At 70.7% G+C, this 20,011-nt stretch carries 22 protein-coding genes and 1 other RNA gene; 11 read left to right on the top strand and 12 right to left on the bottom strand.

Features of this window, described 5'->3' with window-relative positions:
- Positions 1 to 96: 96 nt before the first annotated feature.
- From ASG40_RS13845 to fumC, 3 genes are all read right to left on the bottom strand, one after another.
- On the bottom strand, positions 97 to 330 hold the full coding sequence (locus ASG40_RS13845; protein WP_055886757.1) for a ribbon-helix-helix domain-containing protein: 234 nt from the start codon (positions 328 to 330) through the stop codon (positions 97 to 99).
- Between the two features lie 155 nt (positions 331 to 485).
- The gene (locus ASG40_RS13840; RefSeq protein WP_055886754.1) at positions 486 to 677 is read right to left on the bottom strand and encodes a DUF4169 family protein; all 192 of its coding nucleotides are present in this window, start codon (positions 675 to 677) and stop codon (positions 486 to 488) included.
- A gap of 3 nt (positions 678 to 680) precedes the next feature.
- Positions 681 to 2,114, bottom strand: a complete 1,434-nt coding sequence (gene fumC, locus ASG40_RS13835; RefSeq protein ID WP_055886751.1) for a class II fumarate hydratase — start codon at positions 2,112 to 2,114, stop codon at positions 681 to 683.
- 178 nt (positions 2,115 to 2,292) lie between these two features.
- On the opposite strand from fumC, the gene ASG40_RS13830 reads away from it, so the two are divergent.
- Entirely contained in the window at positions 2,293 to 3,690 is a 1,398-nt protein-coding gene (locus ASG40_RS13830; protein ID WP_055886748.1) for a cytochrome P450, read from the top strand.
- Positions 3,691 to 3,735: 45 nt separating this feature from the next.
- Here the strand turns inward: ASG40_RS13830 and ASG40_RS13825 are convergent, their stop codons facing one another.
- On the bottom strand, positions 3,736 to 4,419 hold the full coding sequence (locus tag ASG40_RS13825) for an SspB family protein (protein WP_055886745.1): 684 nt from the start codon (positions 4,417 to 4,419) through the stop codon (positions 3,736 to 3,738).
- A 71-nt stretch (positions 4,420 to 4,490) separates the two neighbouring features.
- Positions 4,491 to 4,878: a transfer-messenger RNA gene (gene ssrA / locus ASG40_RS20695) on the bottom strand.
- A 105-nt stretch (positions 4,879 to 4,983) separates the two neighbouring features.
- Between ssrA and ASG40_RS13820 the strand changes: the two genes are divergently transcribed.
- From ASG40_RS13820 to ASG40_RS13795, 6 genes are all read left to right on the top strand, one after another.
- Positions 4,984 to 5,760 carry a CPBP family intramembrane glutamic endopeptidase gene (locus ASG40_RS13820; RefSeq protein ID WP_244480620.1) on the top strand — a complete coding sequence of 259 codons (777 nt, stop codon included), beginning with the start codon at positions 4,984 to 4,986 and terminating at the stop codon, positions 5,758 to 5,760.
- Positions 5,761 to 5,812: 52 nt separating this feature from the next.
- Positions 5,813 to 6,607 carry a thymidylate synthase gene (locus ASG40_RS13815; protein WP_055886740.1) on the top strand — a complete coding sequence of 265 codons (795 nt, stop codon included), beginning with the start codon at positions 5,813 to 5,815 and terminating at the stop codon, positions 6,605 to 6,607.
- 13 nt (positions 6,608 to 6,620) lie between these two features.
- Positions 6,621 to 7,121 carry a dihydrofolate reductase gene (locus ASG40_RS13810; RefSeq protein ID WP_055886737.1) on the top strand — a complete coding sequence of 167 codons (501 nt, stop codon included), beginning with the start codon at positions 6,621 to 6,623 and terminating at the stop codon, positions 7,119 to 7,121.
- A 176-nt stretch (positions 7,122 to 7,297) separates the two neighbouring features.
- Positions 7,298 to 8,476, top strand: a complete 1,179-nt coding sequence (gene hflK / locus ASG40_RS13805) for an FtsH protease activity modulator HflK (protein ID WP_055886734.1) — start codon at positions 7,298 to 7,300, stop codon at positions 8,474 to 8,476.
- Positions 8,473 to 9,420 (top strand): protease modulator HflC, encoded by a 948-nt coding sequence (gene hflC, locus ASG40_RS13800; protein WP_055886732.1) that lies wholly within the window; start codon positions 8,473 to 8,475, stop codon positions 9,418 to 9,420. The genes hflK and hflC overlap by 4 nt, the downstream gene beginning before the upstream one ends.
- A 135-nt stretch (positions 9,421 to 9,555) precedes the next feature.
- Positions 9,556 to 11,079: a Do family serine endopeptidase gene (locus tag ASG40_RS13795; protein WP_055886727.1), complete on the top strand. Its 1,524-nt coding sequence runs from the start codon at positions 9,556 to 9,558 to the stop codon at positions 11,077 to 11,079.
- Positions 11,080 to 11,332: 253 nt separating this feature from the next.
- Here ASG40_RS13795 and ASG40_RS13790 read toward each other — a convergent pair whose 3' ends face one another.
- Together ASG40_RS13790 and ASG40_RS13785 are read right to left on the bottom strand one after the other, a co-directional pair.
- Positions 11,333 to 11,827, bottom strand: a complete 495-nt coding sequence (locus ASG40_RS13790) for a phosphohydrolase (RefSeq protein ID WP_055886724.1) — start codon at positions 11,825 to 11,827, stop codon at positions 11,333 to 11,335.
- Between the two features lie 30 nt (positions 11,828 to 11,857).
- Positions 11,858 to 12,121: a hypothetical protein gene (locus tag ASG40_RS13785; protein ID WP_055887378.1), complete on the bottom strand. Its 264-nt coding sequence runs from the start codon at positions 12,119 to 12,121 to the stop codon at positions 11,858 to 11,860.
- Between the two features lie 197 nt (positions 12,122 to 12,318).
- Here ASG40_RS13785 and ASG40_RS13780 point away from each other — a divergent pair, with 197 nt between their 5' ends.
- Positions 12,319 to 13,767, top strand: coding sequence for a phospholipase D-like domain-containing protein (locus ASG40_RS13780; RefSeq protein WP_055886721.1), 1,449 nt, complete (start codon positions 12,319 to 12,321; stop codon positions 13,765 to 13,767).
- Positions 13,768 to 13,795: 28 nt separating this feature from the next.
- Here the strand turns inward: ASG40_RS13780 and ASG40_RS13775 are convergent, their stop codons facing one another.
- The 3 genes from ASG40_RS13775 to ASG40_RS13765 all read right to left on the bottom strand — a co-directional run bounded on the left by ASG40_RS13775 (position 13,796) and on the right by ASG40_RS13765 (position 15,802).
- Positions 13,796 to 14,548 (bottom strand): endonuclease/exonuclease/phosphatase family protein, encoded by a 753-nt coding sequence (locus ASG40_RS13775; RefSeq protein ID WP_244475746.1) that lies wholly within the window; start codon positions 14,546 to 14,548, stop codon positions 13,796 to 13,798.
- Positions 14,549 to 14,632: 84 nt separating this feature from the next.
- Positions 14,633 to 15,403: an SDR family NAD(P)-dependent oxidoreductase gene (locus ASG40_RS13770; protein WP_055886717.1), complete on the bottom strand. Its 771-nt coding sequence runs from the start codon at positions 15,401 to 15,403 to the stop codon at positions 14,633 to 14,635.
- A gap of 132 nt (positions 15,404 to 15,535) precedes the next feature.
- Positions 15,536 to 15,802 (bottom strand): YARHG domain-containing protein, encoded by a 267-nt coding sequence (locus ASG40_RS13765; RefSeq protein WP_055886715.1) that lies wholly within the window; start codon positions 15,800 to 15,802, stop codon positions 15,536 to 15,538.
- A 205-nt stretch (positions 15,803 to 16,007) separates the two neighbouring features.
- On the opposite strand from ASG40_RS13765, the gene ASG40_RS13760 reads away from it, so the two are divergent.
- The 3 genes from ASG40_RS13760 (at position 16,008) to ASG40_RS13750 (ending at position 17,585) form a co-directional block, all read left to right on the top strand.
- The gene (locus ASG40_RS13760; RefSeq protein ID WP_055886712.1) at positions 16,008 to 16,256 is read left to right on the top strand and encodes a hypothetical protein; all 249 of its coding nucleotides are present in this window, start codon (positions 16,008 to 16,010) and stop codon (positions 16,254 to 16,256) included.
- A 68-nt stretch (positions 16,257 to 16,324) separates the two neighbouring features.
- Positions 16,325 to 17,314, top strand: a complete 990-nt coding sequence (locus tag ASG40_RS13755; protein ID WP_055886710.1) for an Ldh family oxidoreductase — start codon at positions 16,325 to 16,327, stop codon at positions 17,312 to 17,314.
- Positions 17,315 to 17,336: 22 nt separating this feature from the next.
- Positions 17,337 to 17,585, top strand: a complete 249-nt coding sequence (locus ASG40_RS13750; RefSeq protein WP_055886707.1) for a hypothetical protein — start codon at positions 17,337 to 17,339, stop codon at positions 17,583 to 17,585.
- 15 nt (positions 17,586 to 17,600) lie between these two features.
- On the opposite strand, the gene solA is transcribed toward ASG40_RS13750, so the two are convergent.
- Positions 17,601 to 18,821, bottom strand: a complete 1,221-nt coding sequence (solA, locus tag ASG40_RS13745) for an N-methyl-L-tryptophan oxidase (protein ID WP_082524074.1) — start codon at positions 18,819 to 18,821, stop codon at positions 17,601 to 17,603.
- Positions 18,818 to 19,873: a threonine aldolase family protein gene (locus tag ASG40_RS13740; RefSeq protein WP_274533835.1), complete on the bottom strand. Its 1,056-nt coding sequence runs from the start codon at positions 19,871 to 19,873 to the stop codon at positions 18,818 to 18,820. The genes solA and ASG40_RS13740 overlap by 4 nt, the downstream gene beginning before the upstream one ends.
- Positions 19,874 to 20,011 lie beyond the last annotated feature (138 nt).

Genomic DNA, 20,011 nt, shown 5'->3' with positions numbered 1-20,011 from the left:
GAGTGCGCTACTGCAGGCCGGTTACTAAACGGTCAAGGTTGCAGTCTCGGGCCTTTGTCGCGACGGATCCAGCAGGTCATCGGTGCCGTCGCGAGGCTATGGTTGCCCGATTGAGCAATCCCCCCGTACGGCGTCGAGGACGAAAACCCGGATCGCCGAGGACAGGTTCTGGGCACCGCGCACAGCGTCGATCTCGCCGATCAGGGCCTGGACCGATCGCCGGCGCGCCCCGGCGATGTCGCGCAGGGCGGCCCAGAACGGGTCCTCCAGCGAGACGCTGGTGCGATGGCCGGCGATCATCACGGAGCGTTTGGTGATGCCGGTGCTCATGGCGAGGACGTCTCATGTCCTCGTCGCGGGTCGTTTCTTCGTCGCGGGTCCTCTCCTCGTCGCGGGTCTTTTCCTCGTGGCAAGGTATCGACGTCACACATCCGGCGATCCTCGCGACCCGGAACGCGCCACCGACAGGGGCGGAGACGGGGTCGTCATCCCTCCTCGTCCCGCCCCACGAGCTTGTGGCCCTCGTGGCGGGAGACCTCGATGGCCTTCTTGGCCTCCGCCAGGGTCCTGGCCTTCTTCGGGCGGCCGAAGAGGATGCGGTTGCCCTTGGCCGTCTCCTCCTTCTCGCCGCGCGCCTTGGCCTTGCGCGCGGCCCGCAGGTTGATGATCTCGGCCATGGTTCACTCGGCGCCGGGTGCCAGCATGGTTTCGGGGCGCACCACGCGCTCGAACTCTTCCGCCGTGACGTAGCCCAGGCGCAGGGCCTCCTCCTTCAGGGTGGTGCCGTTCTTGTGCGCGGTCTTGGCGATCTCGGCGGCCTTGTCGTAGCCGATCGAGGGAGCCAGCGCGGTCACCAGCATCAGCGAGCGGCTCATGAGGTCCGCGATCCGGTCCTCGTTGGCCTTGATGCCGACCACGCAATTGTCGGTGAAGCTCACGGCGGCGTCGGCCAGGAGCCGGATCGACTGAAGCACCGCGTTGGCGATCACCGGCTTGAACACGTTGAGCTCGAAATGGCCCTGTGAGCCGGCAAAGCTCACCGTGGTGCCGTTGCCGATCACCTGCGCGCAGACCATGGTCAGCGCCTCGCACTGGGTCGGGTTGACCTTGCCGGGCATGATCGAGGAGCCGGGCTCGTTCTCGGGCAGCGAGAGTTCGCCCAGGCCCGAGCGCGGACCCGAGGCCAGAAGGCGGATGTCCTGCGCGATCTTGAACAGGCCGGCGGCCAGTGCGCAGAGCGCGCCCTGCGTGAACACCAGGGCGTCGTGGGTGGCCAGGGCCTCGAACTTGTTGGCGGCCGAGGTGAAGGGCAGGCCGGTGAGTTCGGCGACCTGGGCCGCGAACTTCTCGGCGAACTCCGGGTGGGCGTTGAGGCCGGTGCCCACCGCCGTGCCGCCCTGGGCCAGGGCCAGCACGCCCGGCAGCGTCGCCTTCACGCGCCCGGCACCCAGCGCCACCTGCGCCACGTAGCCGGAGAACTCCTGGCCCAGCGAGACGGGTGTCGCGTCCTGAAGGTGGGTGCGGCCGATCTTGACGATGGCGGAGAACGCCTCGGACTTCGCCTGGAGGGCGTCGTGCAGGTGCGCGAGGGCCGGCAGCAGGCGGTCGTTGATCTCGCGCGAGACCGCGATGTGCATCGCGGTGGGAAAAACGTCGTTGGAGGACTGGCCGCGATTGACGTGGTCGTTGGGGTGGACCGGCGACTTGCCGCCGCGCTTGCCCCCGAGCCGCTCGTTGGCGAGGCTGGCGATCACCTCGTTGGCGTTCATGTTCGACTGGGTGCCCGAGCCCGTCTGCCACACCACCAGCGGGAACTCGTCGTCGTGCTCGCCGGCCACCACCTCGGCCGCCGATGCGGCGATGGCGTCGGCCACCTCCGGAGCGAGACCGCCGAGATCCCGGTTCACCAGGGCGGCCGACTGCTTGACGAGGCCGAGCGCGTGGACGAGGGGCGCGGGCATCCGCTCGGTGCCGATCTTGAAGTTCTGGATCGAGCGCTGCGTCTGCGCGCCCCAGTAGCGATGGGCGGGCACCGCGATAGGCCCGAAGGTGTCGGATTCGGTGCGGGTGGCTGAGGTGTCCTGGTGTGTGTCCTGGCGTGTGCCCTCACGCATATCCTGGGGCGTGTCCTGCGGCGACATCGTGGCCTCTTCGGTCAGGGATCGTGGGACCCTACTTATCGGGTGGCGGGCGCCAGGGCGATGGCGCGAGGGCGCCGCGCCGCAACATCGGCGCGTTTCCGTCGCCCTTTGTCCGTCACGCGCGTGGCCGGACCATTCGAGGATCTCGACGATGACGGCCAGCACCGACCTTCGCGACGATCCCGCCCTTCGCTTCCGGCCGGTGGTGCCGCGCCCCTTACGCGAACAGCCGGGCCTGTTCGCCTTCCTCAAGGCGGCCCGGGCCAACCCGATCACCACCTGGCTCGAGGAGCATTTCATCCGGCCGGTGGTGGCGGGGGAGGGGGCGCTCGGCCGGGTGACGGTGGTCAGCGACCCCGCCCTGATCCGCTACCTCTACGTCGACAATGCCGCCAACTACCGCAAGGACGACCTCCAGCGCCGGGTCCTGGCGCCGGGCCTAGGCAACGGCCTCCTCACGGCGGAGGGCGAGGAATGGCGCCTGCAGCGGCGCACCCTGGCGCCGATCTTCTCCGCCCGCCACGTCGTCGATTTCGCGGTCGCGATGAACGGTGCGGGCGCCCGCATCGCCCGCCGCCTGTCCCGGCGCGACGGCACCACCATCGACGTGGCGCTGGAGATGACCCGCGTCACCCTCGACGTCCTGGAGAGGACGATCTTCACCCGCGGCCTGTCGAGCGACCCCGATGCGCTCGGCCGCGCCATCACCCGCTTCCTGGAAGCGGTCGGGCCGATCGACCCCCTCGACGTGTTCGGAATTCCCGCGTTCGTGCCGCGCATCGGCCGCATCCGGGCGCAGCCCGCGATCCGCTATTTCGAGGAGGTGGTGGACGAGCTGATCGCCCGGCGCAAGGCGCTGATCGCGGGCGGCGACGCGCCTGCCGACCTCCTGACCCTGCTGCTTCGGGCGCAGGACCCCGAGACCGGCAAGGGCCTCACCGACCTCGAAGTGAAGGCCAACATCGTCACCTTCATCGCCGCCGGCCACGAGACCACCGCCAACGCCCTGACCTGGGCCCTGTACTGCCTGTCGCAGGATCCCGAGAGCCTGCGGCGGCTGGAAGCCGAGGTCGATGCGGCGGCCGGGGAGACAGGCGACTTCGACGTGGCGGACCTGCCCTTCACCAAGGCGGTGCTGGAGGAAACGATGCGGCTGTTCCCGCCGGTGCCCTTCATGAGCCGCCAGGCCATCGCCGAGGATCGCATCGGCCGCATCAAGATCCCGCGCGGGTCGCTGGTGATGGTGGCGCCCTACGTGCTCCATCGCCATCGGACCCTCTGGGACGACCCCCAGGCCTTCGTGCCGGACCGGTTCCTCGGCGAGAACCGGGCCGCGATCCCGCGTTTCGCCTATCTGCCGTTCGGGGCGGGGCCGCGCGTGTGCATCGGTCAGAGCTTTTCGCTGCAAGAGGCGTCGCTGGTGCTCGCCCACATCGTCCGCTCGGTGCGGCTCGCGATGGCGGCGGATCATCCGCCGGTGGTGCCGCTTCACCGCGTCACCCTGCGGCCGGAAAGCGGCCTGCGCATGGGCGTGGCGGCGCGCCGGTAGGAAAGGGCCTCGGAAGGCCCCTGCCTTCCGTCAGCTCTTCTTCCCTCAGCTCTTCTTGCGGAACGCGTCGAGGCTCACGACCTCGGCGCTGCCTTCCGCCGGGGGCGCGGGAGGGGTGTCGCCGCTCGCGTCCGACTTCTTGAGAAGGGGTCTGGCGGCCTTGGACGCCTCATTGGGCGCCTCGGCGTTCTGGGCGGCGGCCGGCAGGAGCTTGGGAGCCCCGCCGATCGTCGTCAGGCCGCCCTGGCCCGGAGTGTTGCCCTGGCCGGTGATCCGCGGCTTGATCTCGGTGGGCTCCGAGGCGGCTCCACGCGGGGCGCCCTTCTGGACCATCCCCTGGGCCTCGTCCGCCTCTGCGCTCTCCTCGACGCCGTCGTTGAGGTCGAACTTCAGGCCGAACTGCACAGAGGGGTCGAAGAACCCCGTCAGGGCCTCGAACGGCACCAGCAACCGCTCGGGCACGCCGGAGAACGACAGCCCGACCTCGAAGGTGTGCTCGGTGACGCCGAGGTCCCAGAACTGGTGCTGGAGGACGATGGTCATGTCCTGCGGGTACTTCTCGCGCAGGCGCTGCGACATCCGCACGCCCGGCGCTTCCGTCCGGAACGACACGTAGAAGTGATGCTCGCCCGACAGGCCTTCGCGCGCCGCATCGGTCAGCACCTTTCGGACCACCCCGCGCAACGCATCCTGCACCAGAAGATCGTAGCGGATGAGATCGTCTGCCATCTTCGGTCGCCCTGCCGGTGCCCGCCGGTCGTTCCGCGCTGTCGGGCGCACCGGGTCGCTCAGAATTCTAAAGTGGAGGCTTCTGTTGCCAGGTGCCTCCGAACCCCGCCTATCCGATGCTAACCGGTAGGACTTTGGTTTGGTATTGGGGACCGCTTACGCAGCCACCGCCACCGGAGCAAAGTTGTCATTGGCAACTATTGCAGAGGCCCGATAACGGCGGAACCATGCCGAGCGAAAGCTCTACCTTTACGCCCTCGTCGATCCTATTTCGCCCCCGCCGAAACCCAGGCAACCCGCCCTTTTGCGGACGTTGCGTCCAAAGGCCCTGGGTCTTGGTGGAGGCGCCGGGTACCGCCCCCGGGTCCGATAGGTTTATTTCGAAGACCGTTTATCGCCATAGCCGGTCTTGCGACCGGCAGAGGTAACATAGAGGGAGTCCGGCCGGTTTTGAAGCCCGATCCTCGCACGATCATGCCCGATGATGCGGCTGTTGCCCGAAACGCGCAGGCACCAGGCCCGCCCGACGTCCCGCAGCGGCGCGAGGTCGCATCGTTCGGGGGCGTGATCCTCGGTCTGGCCGGGCTCGCCCTGCGGGCGCTCCTCTACCTCGCCGTGGCGAGCCTGCTCGCCGTCGTGGTGGTGCGCGTCGGCGCCGACCTGCTGGCGGGGATCGACCCGTTCCTGTCGCCGGACCGGCGACCGCGCCTGCCGCCCCGGCAGCTGGCGATGCGCGAGATCGCCCTCGACCTCCTCCGGCAGGCGCTGCTCGCGGCCCTCGTCGTGGGGGCGGTGTGGTGGCGGGACCGGGACGGCTGGCGCCGGACGCTGGCCCTGGCGCGGGCCGAGGAGCCCGGCCTTCGAGGAGAGCCGGACCTACCTCGAGCGACGGGTCTTCCCGCCTCGCGCCTCCTCGTCATCCTCCTGGCCTGGCCGGTGGTCCACATCCTGTGGGTCACCGCCACCGCCGAGATGTTCTCCACCTCCTTCGGCCGGCACGTGTCCCTGGCCCCCGGCATGCCGCTGGTCGCCGCGGCGGCCTGGCTCGCCTATGCGACGCTGCTGGCGCCGCTGGCCGAGGAGCTGCTCATGCGCGGCGAGATCTTCGCCAGGGCGCGGGCCTTCCTGGGACCCGCGGCGGCGATCCTGGCGACCGGCCTGCTGTTTGCCGTCGCGCATGTGTCGCAGGCGGGCTGGGCGCGGCCGGTGTCGCTCCTGCCCCTGGCCCTGATGCTCGGCTGGCTGCGCTGGCGCACCGGCCGGCTCTGGCCCTGCATCGCCCTGCACGCCTGGAGCAACCTCGCCGTCCTCGTCTACGTGCTGTGGCCGAGCGCGACCTGATGGTCTCGCGCCGCCTTTCGCGCTATCGCCACGGGCCGAAACGAGGCCCGCCATGATCCCCTACCACCAGCTCCTCGCGCGCATCCTCGACTCCGGGGTCGCCAAGGACGACCGCACCGGCACCGGCACCCTCTCCGTGTTCGGGCACCAGATGCGGTTCGACCTCGCGCAAGGGTTTCCCCTGGTCACGACGAAGCAGCTCCACCTGCGCTCGATCGTCCACGAATTGCTGTGGTTCCTCTCCGGCGACACCAACGTGCGCTCGCTCCAGGCCAACGGCGTCACGATCTGGGACGAGTGGGCGGACGAGCACGGCGACCTCGGCCCGGTCTACGGCCGGCAGTGGCGCTCCTGGGCGACGCCCGACGGCGGCGCCATCGACCAGATCGCCTGGGTGCTGGCCGAGATCCGCCGCAACCCCGACTCCCGCCGCCTCGTGGTCTCGGCCTGGAACCCGGCCGACCTCGACCGGATGGCGCTGGCGCCCTGCCACTGCCTGTTCCAGTTCTACGTGGCGAAGGGGCGCCTCTCCTGCCAGCTCTACCAGCGCTCGGCCGACGTCTTCCTCGGCGTGCCGTTCAACATCGCCTCCTACGCCCTGCTCACCGCGATGATGGCGCAGGTCACCGGGCTGGAGCCGGGCGACTTCGTCCATACGCTGGGCGACGCGCACCTCTATCGCAACCACGAGGACCAGGCCCGGCTCCAACTCACCCGCGAGCCGCGCCCCCTGCCGCGCCTCCACCTCGACCCTTCGGTGACCGACCTGTTCGCCTTCCGGTTCGAGGACATCGCGATCCGCGATTACGTGCCGCATGCCGCGATCCGCGCGCCGATCGCGGTCTGAGGAAAGGGCCGCCATGACACCGAGCCGTCCCCGTATCGTCGTCGTCGCCGCCGTCGCCGGCAACGGCGTCATCGGCCGCGACAATCAGCTGATCTGGCGGCTGCGCAGCGACCTGCGGCGCTTCAAGGCGCTCACCATGGGCAGGCCGCTGCTGATGGGGCGCAAGACCTTCCAGTCGATCGGCCGGCCGCTGCCGGGCCGCCGCACCCTCGTCCTCACCCGCGACCCCGGCTTTGCCGCCGAGGGCGTCGAGGTCGTCCACGGGTGGGAGGCGGCCCTGGCGGCGGCGGAGGGCGGCGAACTGATGGTGGCCGGCGGGGCCGAGATCTACGCGCTGGCCCTGCCGCAGGCGGACGCGATCCACCTCACCGAGGTCGAGGCGGCGCCGGACGGCGACACGGTGTTCCCGGCCTTCGACCGCTCGGCCTTCCGCGAGGTCGGGCGCGAGGCGCACCCGGCGGCCGAGCACGACGACCACCCCTTCGCCTTCGTCGACCTGATACGTGTGGCGTGACCCTGTCATCCGGCCCCGCGACCCATTGCGCAGAACCGGCCCGGCCGGTTGCCTTTGCCCCCGGCGATGCCCACTTCCGAGCCTTGACAGGACGGAGCGGCCGCACGCAGTGCTTACCGTCACCGGTTCGGCCCGCCTTGAGCGGGGTGGTGCTTGAGTAGGAGAGATCGGCCAGCATGCCTTGGAGCAATCAGAGCGGCGGCGGTGGCGGCAACGGGGGAGGGCCCTGGGGGCGCGGCGGCGGCGGCAATGGCGGTGGCCCCTGGGGCGGCGGCGGTGGCGGCGGTGGCGGTAAGACGCCCCCCGATCTCGAGGATCTCCTGCGGCGCGGCCAGGATCGCCTGCGCGGTGTGATGCCCGGCGGCTCCATGGGCGGCGGGCGCGGCGTGCTCGTGGCGGCCGGCCTCGCCGTCGTCGCCTGGCTCGCCACCGGTATCTACAAGGTCGAGCCGCAGCAGGTCGGCATCGAGACGATCTTCGGCCGCTACACCACCACGACCGGCGACGGCCTCCATTACAACTTTCCCTATCCGATCGGCGGCGTCGAGAAGCCCAACGTCGGCCAGATCAACACCGTCGCCATCGGCTACCGTGCCGGGGTCAGTGCGCAGAGCCGCGGCCGCGACGTGCCCGAGGAAAGCCTGATGCTGACCGGCGACGAGAACATCGTCGACCTCGACTTCGAAGTGCAGTGGCGCGTGAACGCGCTCAAGGCGTCCGACTACGTGTTCAACCTCGCCAACCCCGAGGGCACCATCAAGGCGTTGGCCGAGAGTTCGATGCGCGAGGTGATCGGGCGTCGCAACATCCAGCCGATCCTCACCAACGAGCAGTCGAGCGTCGCCCAGGAGGTCAAGGAGATGACCCAGAAGGCCCTCGACGAATACGGTGCCGGCGTCTCGATCGTCGTCGTGCAGCTCGTGAGCGTGAACCCGCCGCCCGAGGTCCGCCCGTCGTTCATCGACGTGAACGCCGCCCAGCAGGACGCCGAGCGCGTGCAGAACGAAGCCCGTACCTACGCCAGCAGCGTGGTGCCCCAGGCACGCGGTCGCGCGTCGCAGATCGTCCAGGCGGCCGAAGCTTACAAGACCCAGGCGACCGCCGAGGCGACCGGTCAGGCCGCCCGATTCCAGCAGGTCTACGAATCCTACAAGACCGCGCCGGTCATCAGCCGCGAGCGCATCTTCCTCGAGACGATGGAGCGCGTGCTCGGCTCGGTGAACAAGGTCATCATCGACCAGGGCGGGGCCGGCGTCGCCGGCGGTGCGGCCGCGGCCGGCGTGCTGCCGGTTCTGCCCTTGACGGAATTCGGGCGCCAGAGCCCCGGCTCGACGGCGGGGGGAGTCGCACGATGAACGGCCAGGTCATTCGCACGGGCGCGGCCATCGTCGCCGCCGCCGTCGCCGTGGCGCTCTACGCCTCGGTCTTCACTGTCGGCCAGATGCAGCAGGCGCTCGTCCTGCGGTTCGGTAGCGTCCGCGCCGCCCTCAACCAGACCGGCATCGACAAGCCGGGCCTGTATTTCAAGGTGCCGTTCTTCGAGAACGTGGTCTTCTTCGACAAGCGCGTGCTCGACCTCGACCTGCCGGTGCAGACGCTCTTGACCGCCGATCGCCAGAACCTGGAGGTCGACGCCTTCGCCCGCTACCGCATCATCGATCCGCTGCGGTTCTACCAGTCGGCCAACAACATCCCCCGCGCCAATACGCTGCTCGCCAGCTTCGTGAACTCGGCCCTGCGTAACGTCCTGGCCCGTTCGACCCGGGACGCCATCGTGCGGACCGGCCGCGCGGCGCTGATGAACGAGATCCAGGAGGACGTGAACCGTCAGGCCAAGGATCTCGGCGTCCAGATCGTCGATCTGCGCATGACCCGGGTCGACCTTCCCGCGGCCAACTCCACGGCGGTCTACGAGCGGATGAAGACCGAGCGGAAGCGCGAGGCGGCCGACATTCGCGCCAACGGCGAGCAGATGGCGGTGTCGATCAAGGCGAAGGCCGACCGTGACGTCACGGTGCTGCTGTCGGAGGCCAACCAGTCCTCCGAGACCCTGCGCGGTCAGGGCGACGGCGACAAGAACCGGATCCTGGCCGAGGCCTACGGCAAGGACGCCGACTTCTTCAGCTTCTACCGGTCGATGCAGGCCTACGAGGCCGGCCTGAAGGGGTCCGACACCCGCCTCGTCATCAGCCCGAACTCGGACTTCTTCCGCTACTTCAGCGATCCGCAGGGCCGGGCACCCGGCACCGCGCCGCGGGCCGCCCGCGATCCCGGCGCCACGGGATCGACGGCTCGGTAAGACGAGTTACGGCCGGCTCCGTTCTCCACGAGCCGGCCGCCGATGCGGCCAAGCGCCCGAGCGGCATCCGATGCCCTTGATCGGCGCACGCCCCGGACGATCTACCACCCTCCCCGCCATTCGAGAGGTCGATCCATGGTTTCCGTCGCGAGCGCCGTGAAGATGCCCCGTGTCCGGGCCATGCTGGCCAGTGCCGTCATCGGCGCCTCGGTCGCTGCGGCGGCCCTGCCGTTTCCGGCCCTCGCCAAGGGCCCGGAATCCCTGGCCGACCTCGCCGAGCAGGTGACCGACGCGGTCGTCAACATCTCGGCCTCCACGACGGTCGAGGCGCGCCCGCCCACCAGCCGCACCCTGCCGCAGCTGCCGCCGGGCACGCCGTTCGAGGATCTGTTCGAGGACTTTTTCAACAAGCGCGGCCAGCGCGGCGGTGGTGACCGCAGCGAAGGCGAGAACAGCACGCCCCGCCAGCAGCGCAAGTCGAACTCCCTGGGCTCGGGCTTCATCATCGACGCCTCGGGCATCGTGATCACCAACAACCACGTCATCGGTGATGCCAACGACATCCAGGTGATCCTGCACAACGGCTCCAAGCTGAAGGCCGAGATCATCGGCAAGGATCCGAAACTCGACCTGGCCGTGCTGCGGGTGAAGCCGGAAGCCGACAAGCCGCTCAAGGCGGTGCCGTTCGGCGATTCCGACAAGATGCGCCCCGGCGACTGGGTGATCGCCATCGGCAACCCGTTCGGCCTCGGCGGTTCGGTCTCGGCCGGCATCGTCTCGGCGCGCGGCCGTAACATCGAGTCCGGCCCCTACGACAACTACCTGCAGACGGACGCGGCCATCAACAAGGGCAACTCCGGCGGGCCGCTGTTCAACATGAACGGCGAAGTCATCGGCATCAACACCGCCATCCTGTCGCCCACCGGCGGCTCCGTGGGCATCGGCTTTGCCGTCCCCTCGGGCACCGCCGGCCCGGTGATCCAGCAGCTGCGCGACTTCGGTGAGGTCCGCCGCGGCTGGCTCGGCGTGCGCATCCAGAACGTCGACGACGTGACCGCCGATGCACTCGGCCTCAAGGGCGGCGCCAAGGGTGCCCTCATCGCCGGCATCGACGAGAAGGGTCCGGCCAAGTCCTCGGGTCTCGAGGTCGGCGACGTGATCACCCGCTTCAACGGCACCGTCGTCCAGTCCTCCGCCGACCTGCCGCGCATCGTGGCGGCGACGCCGGTGGGCAAGACCGTCGAGGTCCTGGTCGTCCGCAAGGGTCAGGAGGCGACCAAGTCCGTCACCCTCGGCCGGCTCGAGGACAACGAGAAGCCCCAGCTCGCCAACGTCCGCCAGCCCGAGGCCGAGAGCGTCGCCCGGCAGGTCCTGGGCCTCAGCGTCTCGGGCATCACCGACGAGCTGCGCCGCCGCTACAGCATCAAGGACACCCTCAAGGGCGTCGTGGTGACCAAGGTCGACGCCAACTCGGCCGCGTCGGACAAGCAGATCAAGCCCGGCGAGGTCATCGTCGAGGTCGGTCAGGAGGCCGTCGCCACCCCCGCCGACGTGACCAAGCGTGTCGACCAGATCAAGAAGGAGGGCCGCAAGTCGGTGCTCCTGCTCGTGGCGAGCGCCACCGGCGACGTGCGGTTCGTGGCGATCGGCCTCGAGTAGTCGTTTCGCGCGAACCATCGTCGGGCGGCTCACGCACCGGTCCGTGAGCCGCCCTTTTGCCATCTCATCACAGAAACGCTTGCTGCCTGCGAGGTCTCAGGTTTGCGATCCGTGACCACCGGCTTCGGCCGTCGTCCCTGAAGGAAACGCGACGACGTTCCGGGAGCCTGAATCCCCGCGTCGGGTGATCCGGGACGCGGTGAGGGAAGCGGCGCGTCGTAAGGGTGGACCATTCCGGATCTAGTCGCCGGATCTAGTCGCCGGTGTAGCCCAGAGCCCGCGCGGCCTCCCGCAGGCGGGCGAAGGCGATGGCGTAGCGGGTCCGGCGATCCTCGCCGTCCGGCAGGGTGCGCTCGGGACTCAGGTTGTCCTCGGTGTCCGACATCTTGATGAGGATCGCGCCGAGGTTTCCGCTCTCGACGATCCGGTCGATCGCCTCTTCGTAAGGGGGCTTGCCCGGCGGCTTGGTGAGCAGCACCACCTTCGCGATCACGGCGTCGGCGAAGCCGCGCACGCGCAGGTCGCTCGTGGTGGTCGCCGTGTCCTCGATCACGTCGTGGAGGATGGCCGCCTGCATCACCACCATCGGGTCGATGTCGAGGTGGTCCACCGCCCGCGCGTGCCCGGCCCGCCCGACGGCGGCGTTGGCCACCCGTTCGAGGTGCCGGATGTAGGGCTGGCCCCCCTTGTCGATCTGGCCGGCGTGGGCGACGACCGCTAGGCTGTGTGCGTCGAAGATGGATGCCATGGTGCCTTGGTCCCGGCCGGTGGGTTGCCCCTATTCCCGAAGCGGCCGCGCCTCGAGGATGGCGGCCCGCACGAAGGGGAGCCGCATCTGTGGGCCGGCCCTGCCGTTATTGACGATGTCGTTGGCGCCCGGATGACGCCGCACCGCCTTGGCGAGGTGCAGCCGGTAGCCTTCCCGGAATACGAACGGCGGCGCCATCGGGTTCGCCATGAAGGCGGCGACGGCCGCGTTCACCTCGTCCTCGGAGATCAGGTTGAGGTCGCGCAGGGCGGCGACGGTGAGGGTCTCGGTCATGGCCGCCAGAGTGGACGCCCGCGGCGCCCGCCGCAACCGGGCCGACCACGATCGGTGCGTCGGTCCGGCATCGCGATGGCGTCGCACCCCTCGCCGAGGGGGCGGTTGGTCCGTGGCATGGCTTCACGTATCCCACGTCGCACATGGGGGCGGGACGCGGCCGGCCCGGTCGAAGGATCCGCGGACGGGGAGCGGCGGTGGAAGAGGTGATGCTGCGGTGGATCGGCCAGACGGCCGCGATCCGTACCGACATCCTGTCCGTGGCGGGGATCTGCCTCGCCGTGGCCGTCACGGTGCACGTGCTCCTGCGCAAGCGCGAGGTCGGGGCGGCGATCGGCTGGATCGGCCTCGCCTGGCTGTCGCCGTTCCTGGGCGGCAGCCTCTACATCCTGTTCGGCGTCAACCGCGTGACGCGCCGGGCCAGGCGCCTGCGCGTCAAGCCGTCGTCCCCGGGACAGACCCGGGAGGGGGGGCAAGCCACGGCCGAGGTCGCGGCCACCGCCGTTCTCGCACCCCTCGACCGGGTGGTGGGGACGATCACCCAGCTTCCCCTGTCGCCGGGCAACGCGGTGACGCCCCTGCGCCACGGGGACGAGGCTTATCCCATGATGCTGGCGGCGATCGGCGCGGCGCGGCGGTCGGTGGTCCTTTCGAGCTACATCATGCGCGACGATCGGATCGGGCGCACCTTCGTCGCCGCCCTGGCCGGGGCGAAGGCCAGGGGCGTCGAGGTCCGCGTCCTGATCGACGGCATCGGCAGCGGCTACCTGATCTCGGGCATCCATCGGCGCCTGCGCCGGGCCGGCGTGCCGGTCGCACGGTTCATGCACTCGGCGCTGCCGTGGCGGATGCCCTTCCTCAACCTGCGCAGCCACAAGAAGCTGATGATCGTCGACGGCGAGATCGCCTTCACCGGCGGCATCAACATCGCCGACGCGAACTGCCTTTCCGCCCGACCGTCCGACCCGATGCGCGACACCCACTTCCGCCTCGTCGGGCCGGTGGTGGAGCAGCTCGTGGCGGCCTTCGCCAGCGACTGGGCATTGGCCGACGGCGAAGACCTCGACGGTCCGGTCTGGTTCGCACCGCCTTCGGCCGGCGGCCCGACCTCGGCCCGCGTGGTCACCTCCGGCCCCGATGCCGACCTGCGCAAGATCGAACTCGTGGTGCTGCAGGCGGTGGCCTGCGCCCGGCGCAGCATCCGGCTCGCGACGCCCTATTTCCTGCCGAGCGAGGTGCTGTCGAGCGCCCTCGCGCTCGCCGCCGGCCGCGGCATCGCCGTGGACGTGATCGTTCCCGAAACCAGCGACCACCGCCTCGTCGACTGGGCGACGCGGGCGCATGTCGATCCCCTGCTGGCGGCGGGGGTGCGCATCTGGCTCGACACGCCGCCCTTCGACCACTCGAAGATCCTGGTGGTGGACGAGGTCTGGTGTTTCGTCGGCAGCGCCAATTGGGACATGCGCAGCTTCCGCCTCAACTTCGAACTCAACGTCGAGATCTACGACGCCGACCTCGCCCGCTGGCTCGGCGCCGTCATGGACGAGAAGACCGGTGCCCTCCTCACCCGCGAGGATCTGGCGCGCCGCTCCCTGCCGATCCGCCTGCGTGACGCCAGCGCCCGCCTCTGGCTACCGTATCTCTGATCCTCGATCCGCCCGGGCTGGAGCCGGATCACAACCCCGCGCGGCGCTTCAGCGAGGCCGAGATCCGCATCGCGAAGCGATCGATCGGGTTTCTGCCGCGCGCCCGCTCCTCGCGCGGCTGCGGCGCCGGAGCGAGGTGGACGACGATGGGCCGATGGTCCGAGGCCCCGCGTGGCAGCACCGCCCCGCCCTGGCAGACCAGCCCGCGCACGAGGCAGCGGTCGAGGCGCAGGGGAACCACCCGGCCCATGGCGTGGGTCGGCCGGCGCGGGCCGGCATCGGTGAAGCCCGGCAGCAGCGGCGGCCCCACCAGGTTGAAGTCGCCGATGACCGCGGCGCGCTCGGGCAGGCTCAGGGCGATGCGGCGCAGCTGGCGCCGGTTCAGGACCTGCCCGTGGGAGAGGTGCACGTTGGCGACCCCGAAGTCGCCGAGGTCGAGCACCTGGCAGACCCGGTCGATCAAAGCGCCGGACGGCAGGGCGATGACCTCCGGCCGCGTCACGAACGGCGTCCGGCTCCAGATCGCCAGGCCGTGGATGCGGCCCGGCAGCTGCGCCCAGGCATAGTCGCCGCCGAGCCGGGCCTTGAGGCCGTCGATGTCGCGGGTGGCCTCCTGCATCAGCACGAGGTCGGGCTGTTCGCGCTCGATCAGGGTGGCGATGCCGGCGACGTTGGCGCCGACCCGCCGCAGCAGGTTCCAACTCAGGATCTTGCGCTGGCCGGGATGGGGGAACGCCGTGGTCGAGAGGCGGTGGTCGGCGAGACGGCGGTCGTTGAGCATGACGCGATTAAGTGGGACGCCGCGCCCGGTTGGAAACCCCGGCGGGGCGAATCGACGGTCTCCCGACCGACCCGCCCCGCTGCCTCAGGCGCCGCCCCATTGCATGGTCAGGCCGCCATCGACCACGAGGGTGTGCCCGGTGACGTAGTCGGCGGCCTCGGAGCACAGGTAGAGGATGGCCTTGGCGATCTCGTCGGGCTGGCCGGCGCGATGCCACGGGATCCGCTCGAGGGATTGCGCGAGCTTCTCCGGGTTCTCGAAGCGGTCGCTGGTCATCGGGGTCTGGATCAGGCCGGGGGCGACGATGTTGACGTTGATCCTGTCCTCGGCGAGCTCCCGCGACAGGCTGCGGCACAGAGAGCCGACACCGGCCTTCGACATGCCGTAGGGGGCGCTCTCGGGGGTCGGCAGGTGCTGGGCCACCGAGGACACCAGCAGGATCTTGCCGCCGCCGCCGTTGGCGCGCCGCACCTTGATGAAAGCCCGCGCGCAATAGACCGGCGCCATCAGGTTCACGCGCAGGATGCGCTCCAGGGTGTCGTCGTCCATTTCGGCCACCGGCATGCCGTTCATGGCCTGGCCTGCGTTGTTGACGAGGATGTCGAGGACGCCGAGGTCCGCCGCCACCTGGGCGAAGGTGGCCTCCACCGAGGCCGGGTCCGACACGTCGTTGCGGATCACCAGGCAGCGCCGCCCGGCCGCCTCGACCCGGCGCGCCGTCTCGCGGGCGCCCTCGGCATCGGTGTTGTAGGTGATCGCCACGTCGGCGCCCTCGCGGGCGAAGACCTCGGCGGTGGCCTGTCCGATTCCCGAATCGGCCCCGGTGATGAGGGCGCATCGTCCTTGCAAGATCATGGTCGGCCTGTGTTCGAAGGGCGGAAAGCGCCGCGGGTAGCGGCGACACGCCAACGTCAAGGTGACCCGGCGAGGGTGTGTTCCGCCCCGCCGGGCTTCCGGACGGTCGCAGTCGCTCCGGCCGGAAGGGCGTCAGGGCGCGCAGCCGTTGAGGCGTTCCTGGCGCTGGATCTCGGCGATCTTGGCGCGGACGCGGCTGGACAGCGGCACGTCGCCGATCTCGTCGTAGCGGCACCCGGCGTTGCCGAAGGCGCGGATCGCCTTGGGCGTCTTGAAGCAGTAGCCCGCGTCCTTGTAGGCGGCGTTGCGCTCGCCCCAGAGTTCGTCGCAGGGAAAATCCGCCCGCGCCGACCCGGTCCCTACGCACAGGGCCAGCCCTGCGATTGCCAAACGAACCATGGTGCGACGGCTCCCCTCCCGGCCGGCGGTGGGCCGGCCTCCGCCCGATCATAGCCACTCCCGTGCGGCGGGAGAATCCGCAGTCGCGGTGCGTGGCGTCGGTCGGGGGGAACCGAAGGCCCCCGCCGCGGCATCCTCACGGCAGGGTTCGCAAACGGGGGCACCGGTTTTGCGGCAGGAGCCCGCCTCGGGTTCGGGGACCGCCATGACCATCCGCCTCCACCTCGCGTTCGCTCTCGTCGCCGCCTCGGTCCACGCCGGCCCGGCGCTGTCGCAGAACATGGCGTTGACGCCGCCCGGCCACGTCGATGCGGCGCCGCCCCCGCGCGCCTGGCCCGAGCCGCCGCCGCGTCCCAGCCTGCTCGTCCCGGATACGTCGCTGCCCAACCAGCGCACCGGGCCGCCGCGCCCGCCTCGCGTCGTGCGCGACATCTGCATCGGGTGCGATCGCTGACCGGCGCCGGCCTGTATGGACGCCCGATGGAGGGTGACTTCGCGAAGGGCCCGCCATAGGGATGGGGCATGCCGATCCTCAGCCTCGATGCCGCCCGGACCCTCGCCGTCGAGACGCTCGTCCGTTGCGGCACGGCGCCGAGCGCGGCGGCCAGCACCGCCGCGGCCCTCGTCGGCGCGGAGGCCGACGGCCTCAGGACCCACGGCCTGATGCGCCTCCTCGCCTACGGCGAGCAGGTGAAGGCCGGCAAGGTGGTGGGGCACGCCGAGGTGACGACGGCGCGCCCGCGCCCGGGGTTGCTGGCGGTCGATGCCGCCCACGGCTTCGCCTATCCCGCCCTCGACGTCGCGGTGGACCTGCTTCCCGAGATCGCCCGGTCGCAGGGCGTGGCCGCCGCCGCCATCCGCCGCTCGCACCATTGCGGCGCGGCGGGACGCCCGGTGGAGGCCCTGGCCGAGCGCGGCCTCGTCGCCATCCTGTTCGCGAACGCGCCCGCCTCGATGGCGCCCTGGGGCGGGTCGCGCCCGGTCTTCGGCACCAATCCCGTCGCCTTCTCCTGCCCGCTGCCGGGCCTCGATCCTGTGGTCGTCGACCTGTCGCTGTCGAAGGTGGCGCGCGGCAACATCATCGCCGCCCACCAGCGCGGCGAGGCGATCCCGGAGGGCTGGGCCTTCGACGCGAACGGCGAGCCCACCACCGATGCGGCGGCCGCGCTCGCCGGTACCATGGTGCCGCTGGGCGACGCCAAGGGCACCGCCCTGGCGCTCATGGTCGAACTCCTGGCCGCCGGGCTCACCGGCGCGCGCTTCGCCGGCGAGGCTTCGTCCTTCCTGGATGCGCAAGGCGACCCGCCCGGCACCGGCCAGCTCATCGTGGCGTTCGACGCCACCGCTTTTGCCGGCGACGCCACCGAGCGGTTCGCCTGGCTCGCCCGCTCGATCACGGATCAGGAGGGGGCCCGCCTACCCGGCGCCCGCCGCGTCGCCGCCCGTGCCCGCGCCGCCACCGAGGGCGTCACGATCTCCGACTCGCTCCTGGCCCAGATCGAGGGCCTGTGAACCCCATGCCCGGGAGACGCCCATGACCGCCCGCAGCTTTCCCAGCCCCTGGACCGTGGTGGAGGGGCCGGGGGCATTCTGCGTCGAGGACGCCGAGGGCGGCCGCATCGCCTGGACCTATTTCGACGACGATGCCGGCACCGGCGCGATGACGCGCGAGGAGGCCCACCGCGTCGCCAAGGCGATCGCCATGGTGCCCGAGATGCGCACCATCATCCGGTCGCTGCAGGACGGGCTGGCGCAAGCCGAGGACGATGCGCCCACGGCCTGAGGCACGCGCGGCGGCTCAGGTGATCCGCGACAGCGAGAACGGGGTCAGGTCCACGGTGCTGCGACCCGTCGTCATCACCTGGGCGACCGCCTCGCCGATGCCGGCGGAATGCTTGAAGCCGTGGCCCGAGCAGGCGGCCACCACCAGGACCCGGTCATGGACGGGATGGCGGTCGATGATGAAGCCGCGGTCGGGGGTGACGGTGTAGAGGCAGGCCGCCGCCTGGACCACCTGCGGTGTCGCGCCCGCCAGCCGCCCCGCGACATGGCGATCGTACATCGCGGCGGATTCCTCGGGCCTGACCACGCGGTCGAGGGCGTCGGCGGTGGTCCAGCCGTCGTATTGCTCCGTGGCCACCTTCAGCCTGGGGTCGCCCGGCATCGGGGGGAAGCCGTAGAGGTAGTCTGTGTCGGTGGCGCCGTGCATCCAGATGAAGACCGGCGCATCGGCGCCGTAGGCGCTCGTGTCGTCGAGGGCATACCAGTGCAGCAGCTGCCGGTTGACCTTGAGCAGGCGGTCGAACGGCCGGCCGAGCAGGGGAGCCGTCCAGGCGCCGGCCGAGACCACCGCCTGGGCCGCCCGCACCGTGCCGCCGGTGGTGGTGACGACGACGCCCTCGGCGTCCTGGGCGATCGCCAGCACCTCGGTGCCGGTGCGGATCTCGGCCCCGAGTTCGCCGGCGCGTGCCAGTTGGGCGGCGATGCAGCGCTCGGGCCGGACATAGCCGCCGCCGGGCTCGTAATAGGCCTTTTCGTCGCCCTTCAGGCCGAGGAACTGGGGAAACCGCGCCCCGACCTCCACCCCCGACAGCACCTCGTGCGGGATGCCGAAGGCCTCGGCGCCGGCGATGGAGGTGGCCACGAAGTCCCGCTTGCCGTGGTGCGAGGCGCCGCCGGCCGGGGCCATCACCACCACGCCGCAGGCGTTGAGCAGGTCCTCGCCGGTCTCGGCCTCGAGCTCGCGCCAGATCCGGTGCGAGGCCAGGACGAGGGGGACGTAGTCGCGGCCCTCGCCCACCGACTGGCGGGTGATGCGGCTCTCGCCGTGGCTCGACCCATTGGCGTGGGGCGGGGCGAACCGGTCGAGGCCGATCACCCGCGCGCCGCTCCTGGCGAGCTGGTAGAGGGCGGCGCTGCCCATCGCGCCGAGACCCACCACCACGACATCCGCCCGCCCGCTTGCAGCAACAGGCGTCTCGCGCTCGCTGGTGACGACGGACGTTTCGCGTTCGCTCATGACGACTGCCTCTCCTCGAAGAGGCGGTCAGCCTCGGCCCGGATGACCACCGCGGCCCGCTCCACCTGCGCGCGGCTCACGTCGAGATGGGTGGTGACGCGGATCTGATGCCCGCCGATCGCCCGCACCCGGACGTCGTGGGCGAGGCAGGCGCGGGCGAAATCCGCCGCCGTCACGCCTAGCCCGCGCACCGAGAAGCACAGGATGTTGGACTGGCCGGCGGTGGGCTCGAAGCTCAGGCCCGGCGCGTCGGCCACGACCCCGTGCAGGAGCCGGATGTGGGCGTTGTCGGTGGCGAGCTGGTCGAGGTGGTGGTCGAGGGCGTAGAGCCCGGCCGCCGCCAGCACGCCCGACTGGCGCATGGCGCCCCCGAGCCGGTACTTCCAGCGCCAGGCCTCCACCACGAAGTCGTTCGTGCCGCACAGGACCGCACCGACCGGGCAGCCCAGCCCCTTGCTGAGGTCGATCCAGACGCTGTCGAACCCGCGCGCGTAGTCGGCGGCCGAAATCCCGGTGGCCATGACGGCGTTGAGGAGGCGGGCGCCGTCGATATGCGCCTTGAGGCCGCGGGCATGGGCGATGTCGCGGATGCGGCGCATGTCGTCGAGCGCCCAGATCGAGCCGCCGCTGAAGCTCGTGGTCTGTTCGATCGACACCAGCGCCGAGCGCGGCGCCGTGCGGGCCGGCGGCCGGATCGCCGCCTCGAACGCCGCCACGGAATAGACGCCGGCCGGGGTCGCGAGCGGCGCCACCGAGACGCCGCCGATGGCCGCCGCCCCGGCGGCTTCGGTGTTGTAGATGTGGGACTGGTCGTCGACGATGATCTCGTCGCCGGCCCGGGTCTGCACGAGGATCGCGGCGAGGTTGCACATCGTGCCGGAGGGCATGAACACGCCGGCCTCCTGGCCGAGCATCGTGGCCACCCGTTCGCACAGCGCCAGGGTGGTGGGATCGTCGTTGGACTGTTCGTCGCCCACCACCGCGCGGGCCATGGCCTCGCGCATGCCGGGCGTCGGCCGCGTCTGGGTATCGCTGTAGAGGTCGATGGTCACGTCGCGTTGTCCGGTCGGGTGCGAGGCGGGAGGCCGGGGAATCGGACCGGTTTCATCGGGATGATCCGATCCCAGACCTGAGGAGCGAGAGCGTCGGGTCGGATATCCTGTCCGGTCAGATGCAAGAGGTTTTAAAGT

It is taken from the genome of Methylobacterium sp. Leaf399 (genome assembly GCF_001424525.1).
Classification (GTDB): Bacteria; Pseudomonadota; Alphaproteobacteria; order Rhizobiales; family Beijerinckiaceae; genus Methylobacterium.
Note: the sequence above shows the minus strand (reverse complement) of the source record. Positions and strands in the feature narration are given on the sequence as shown.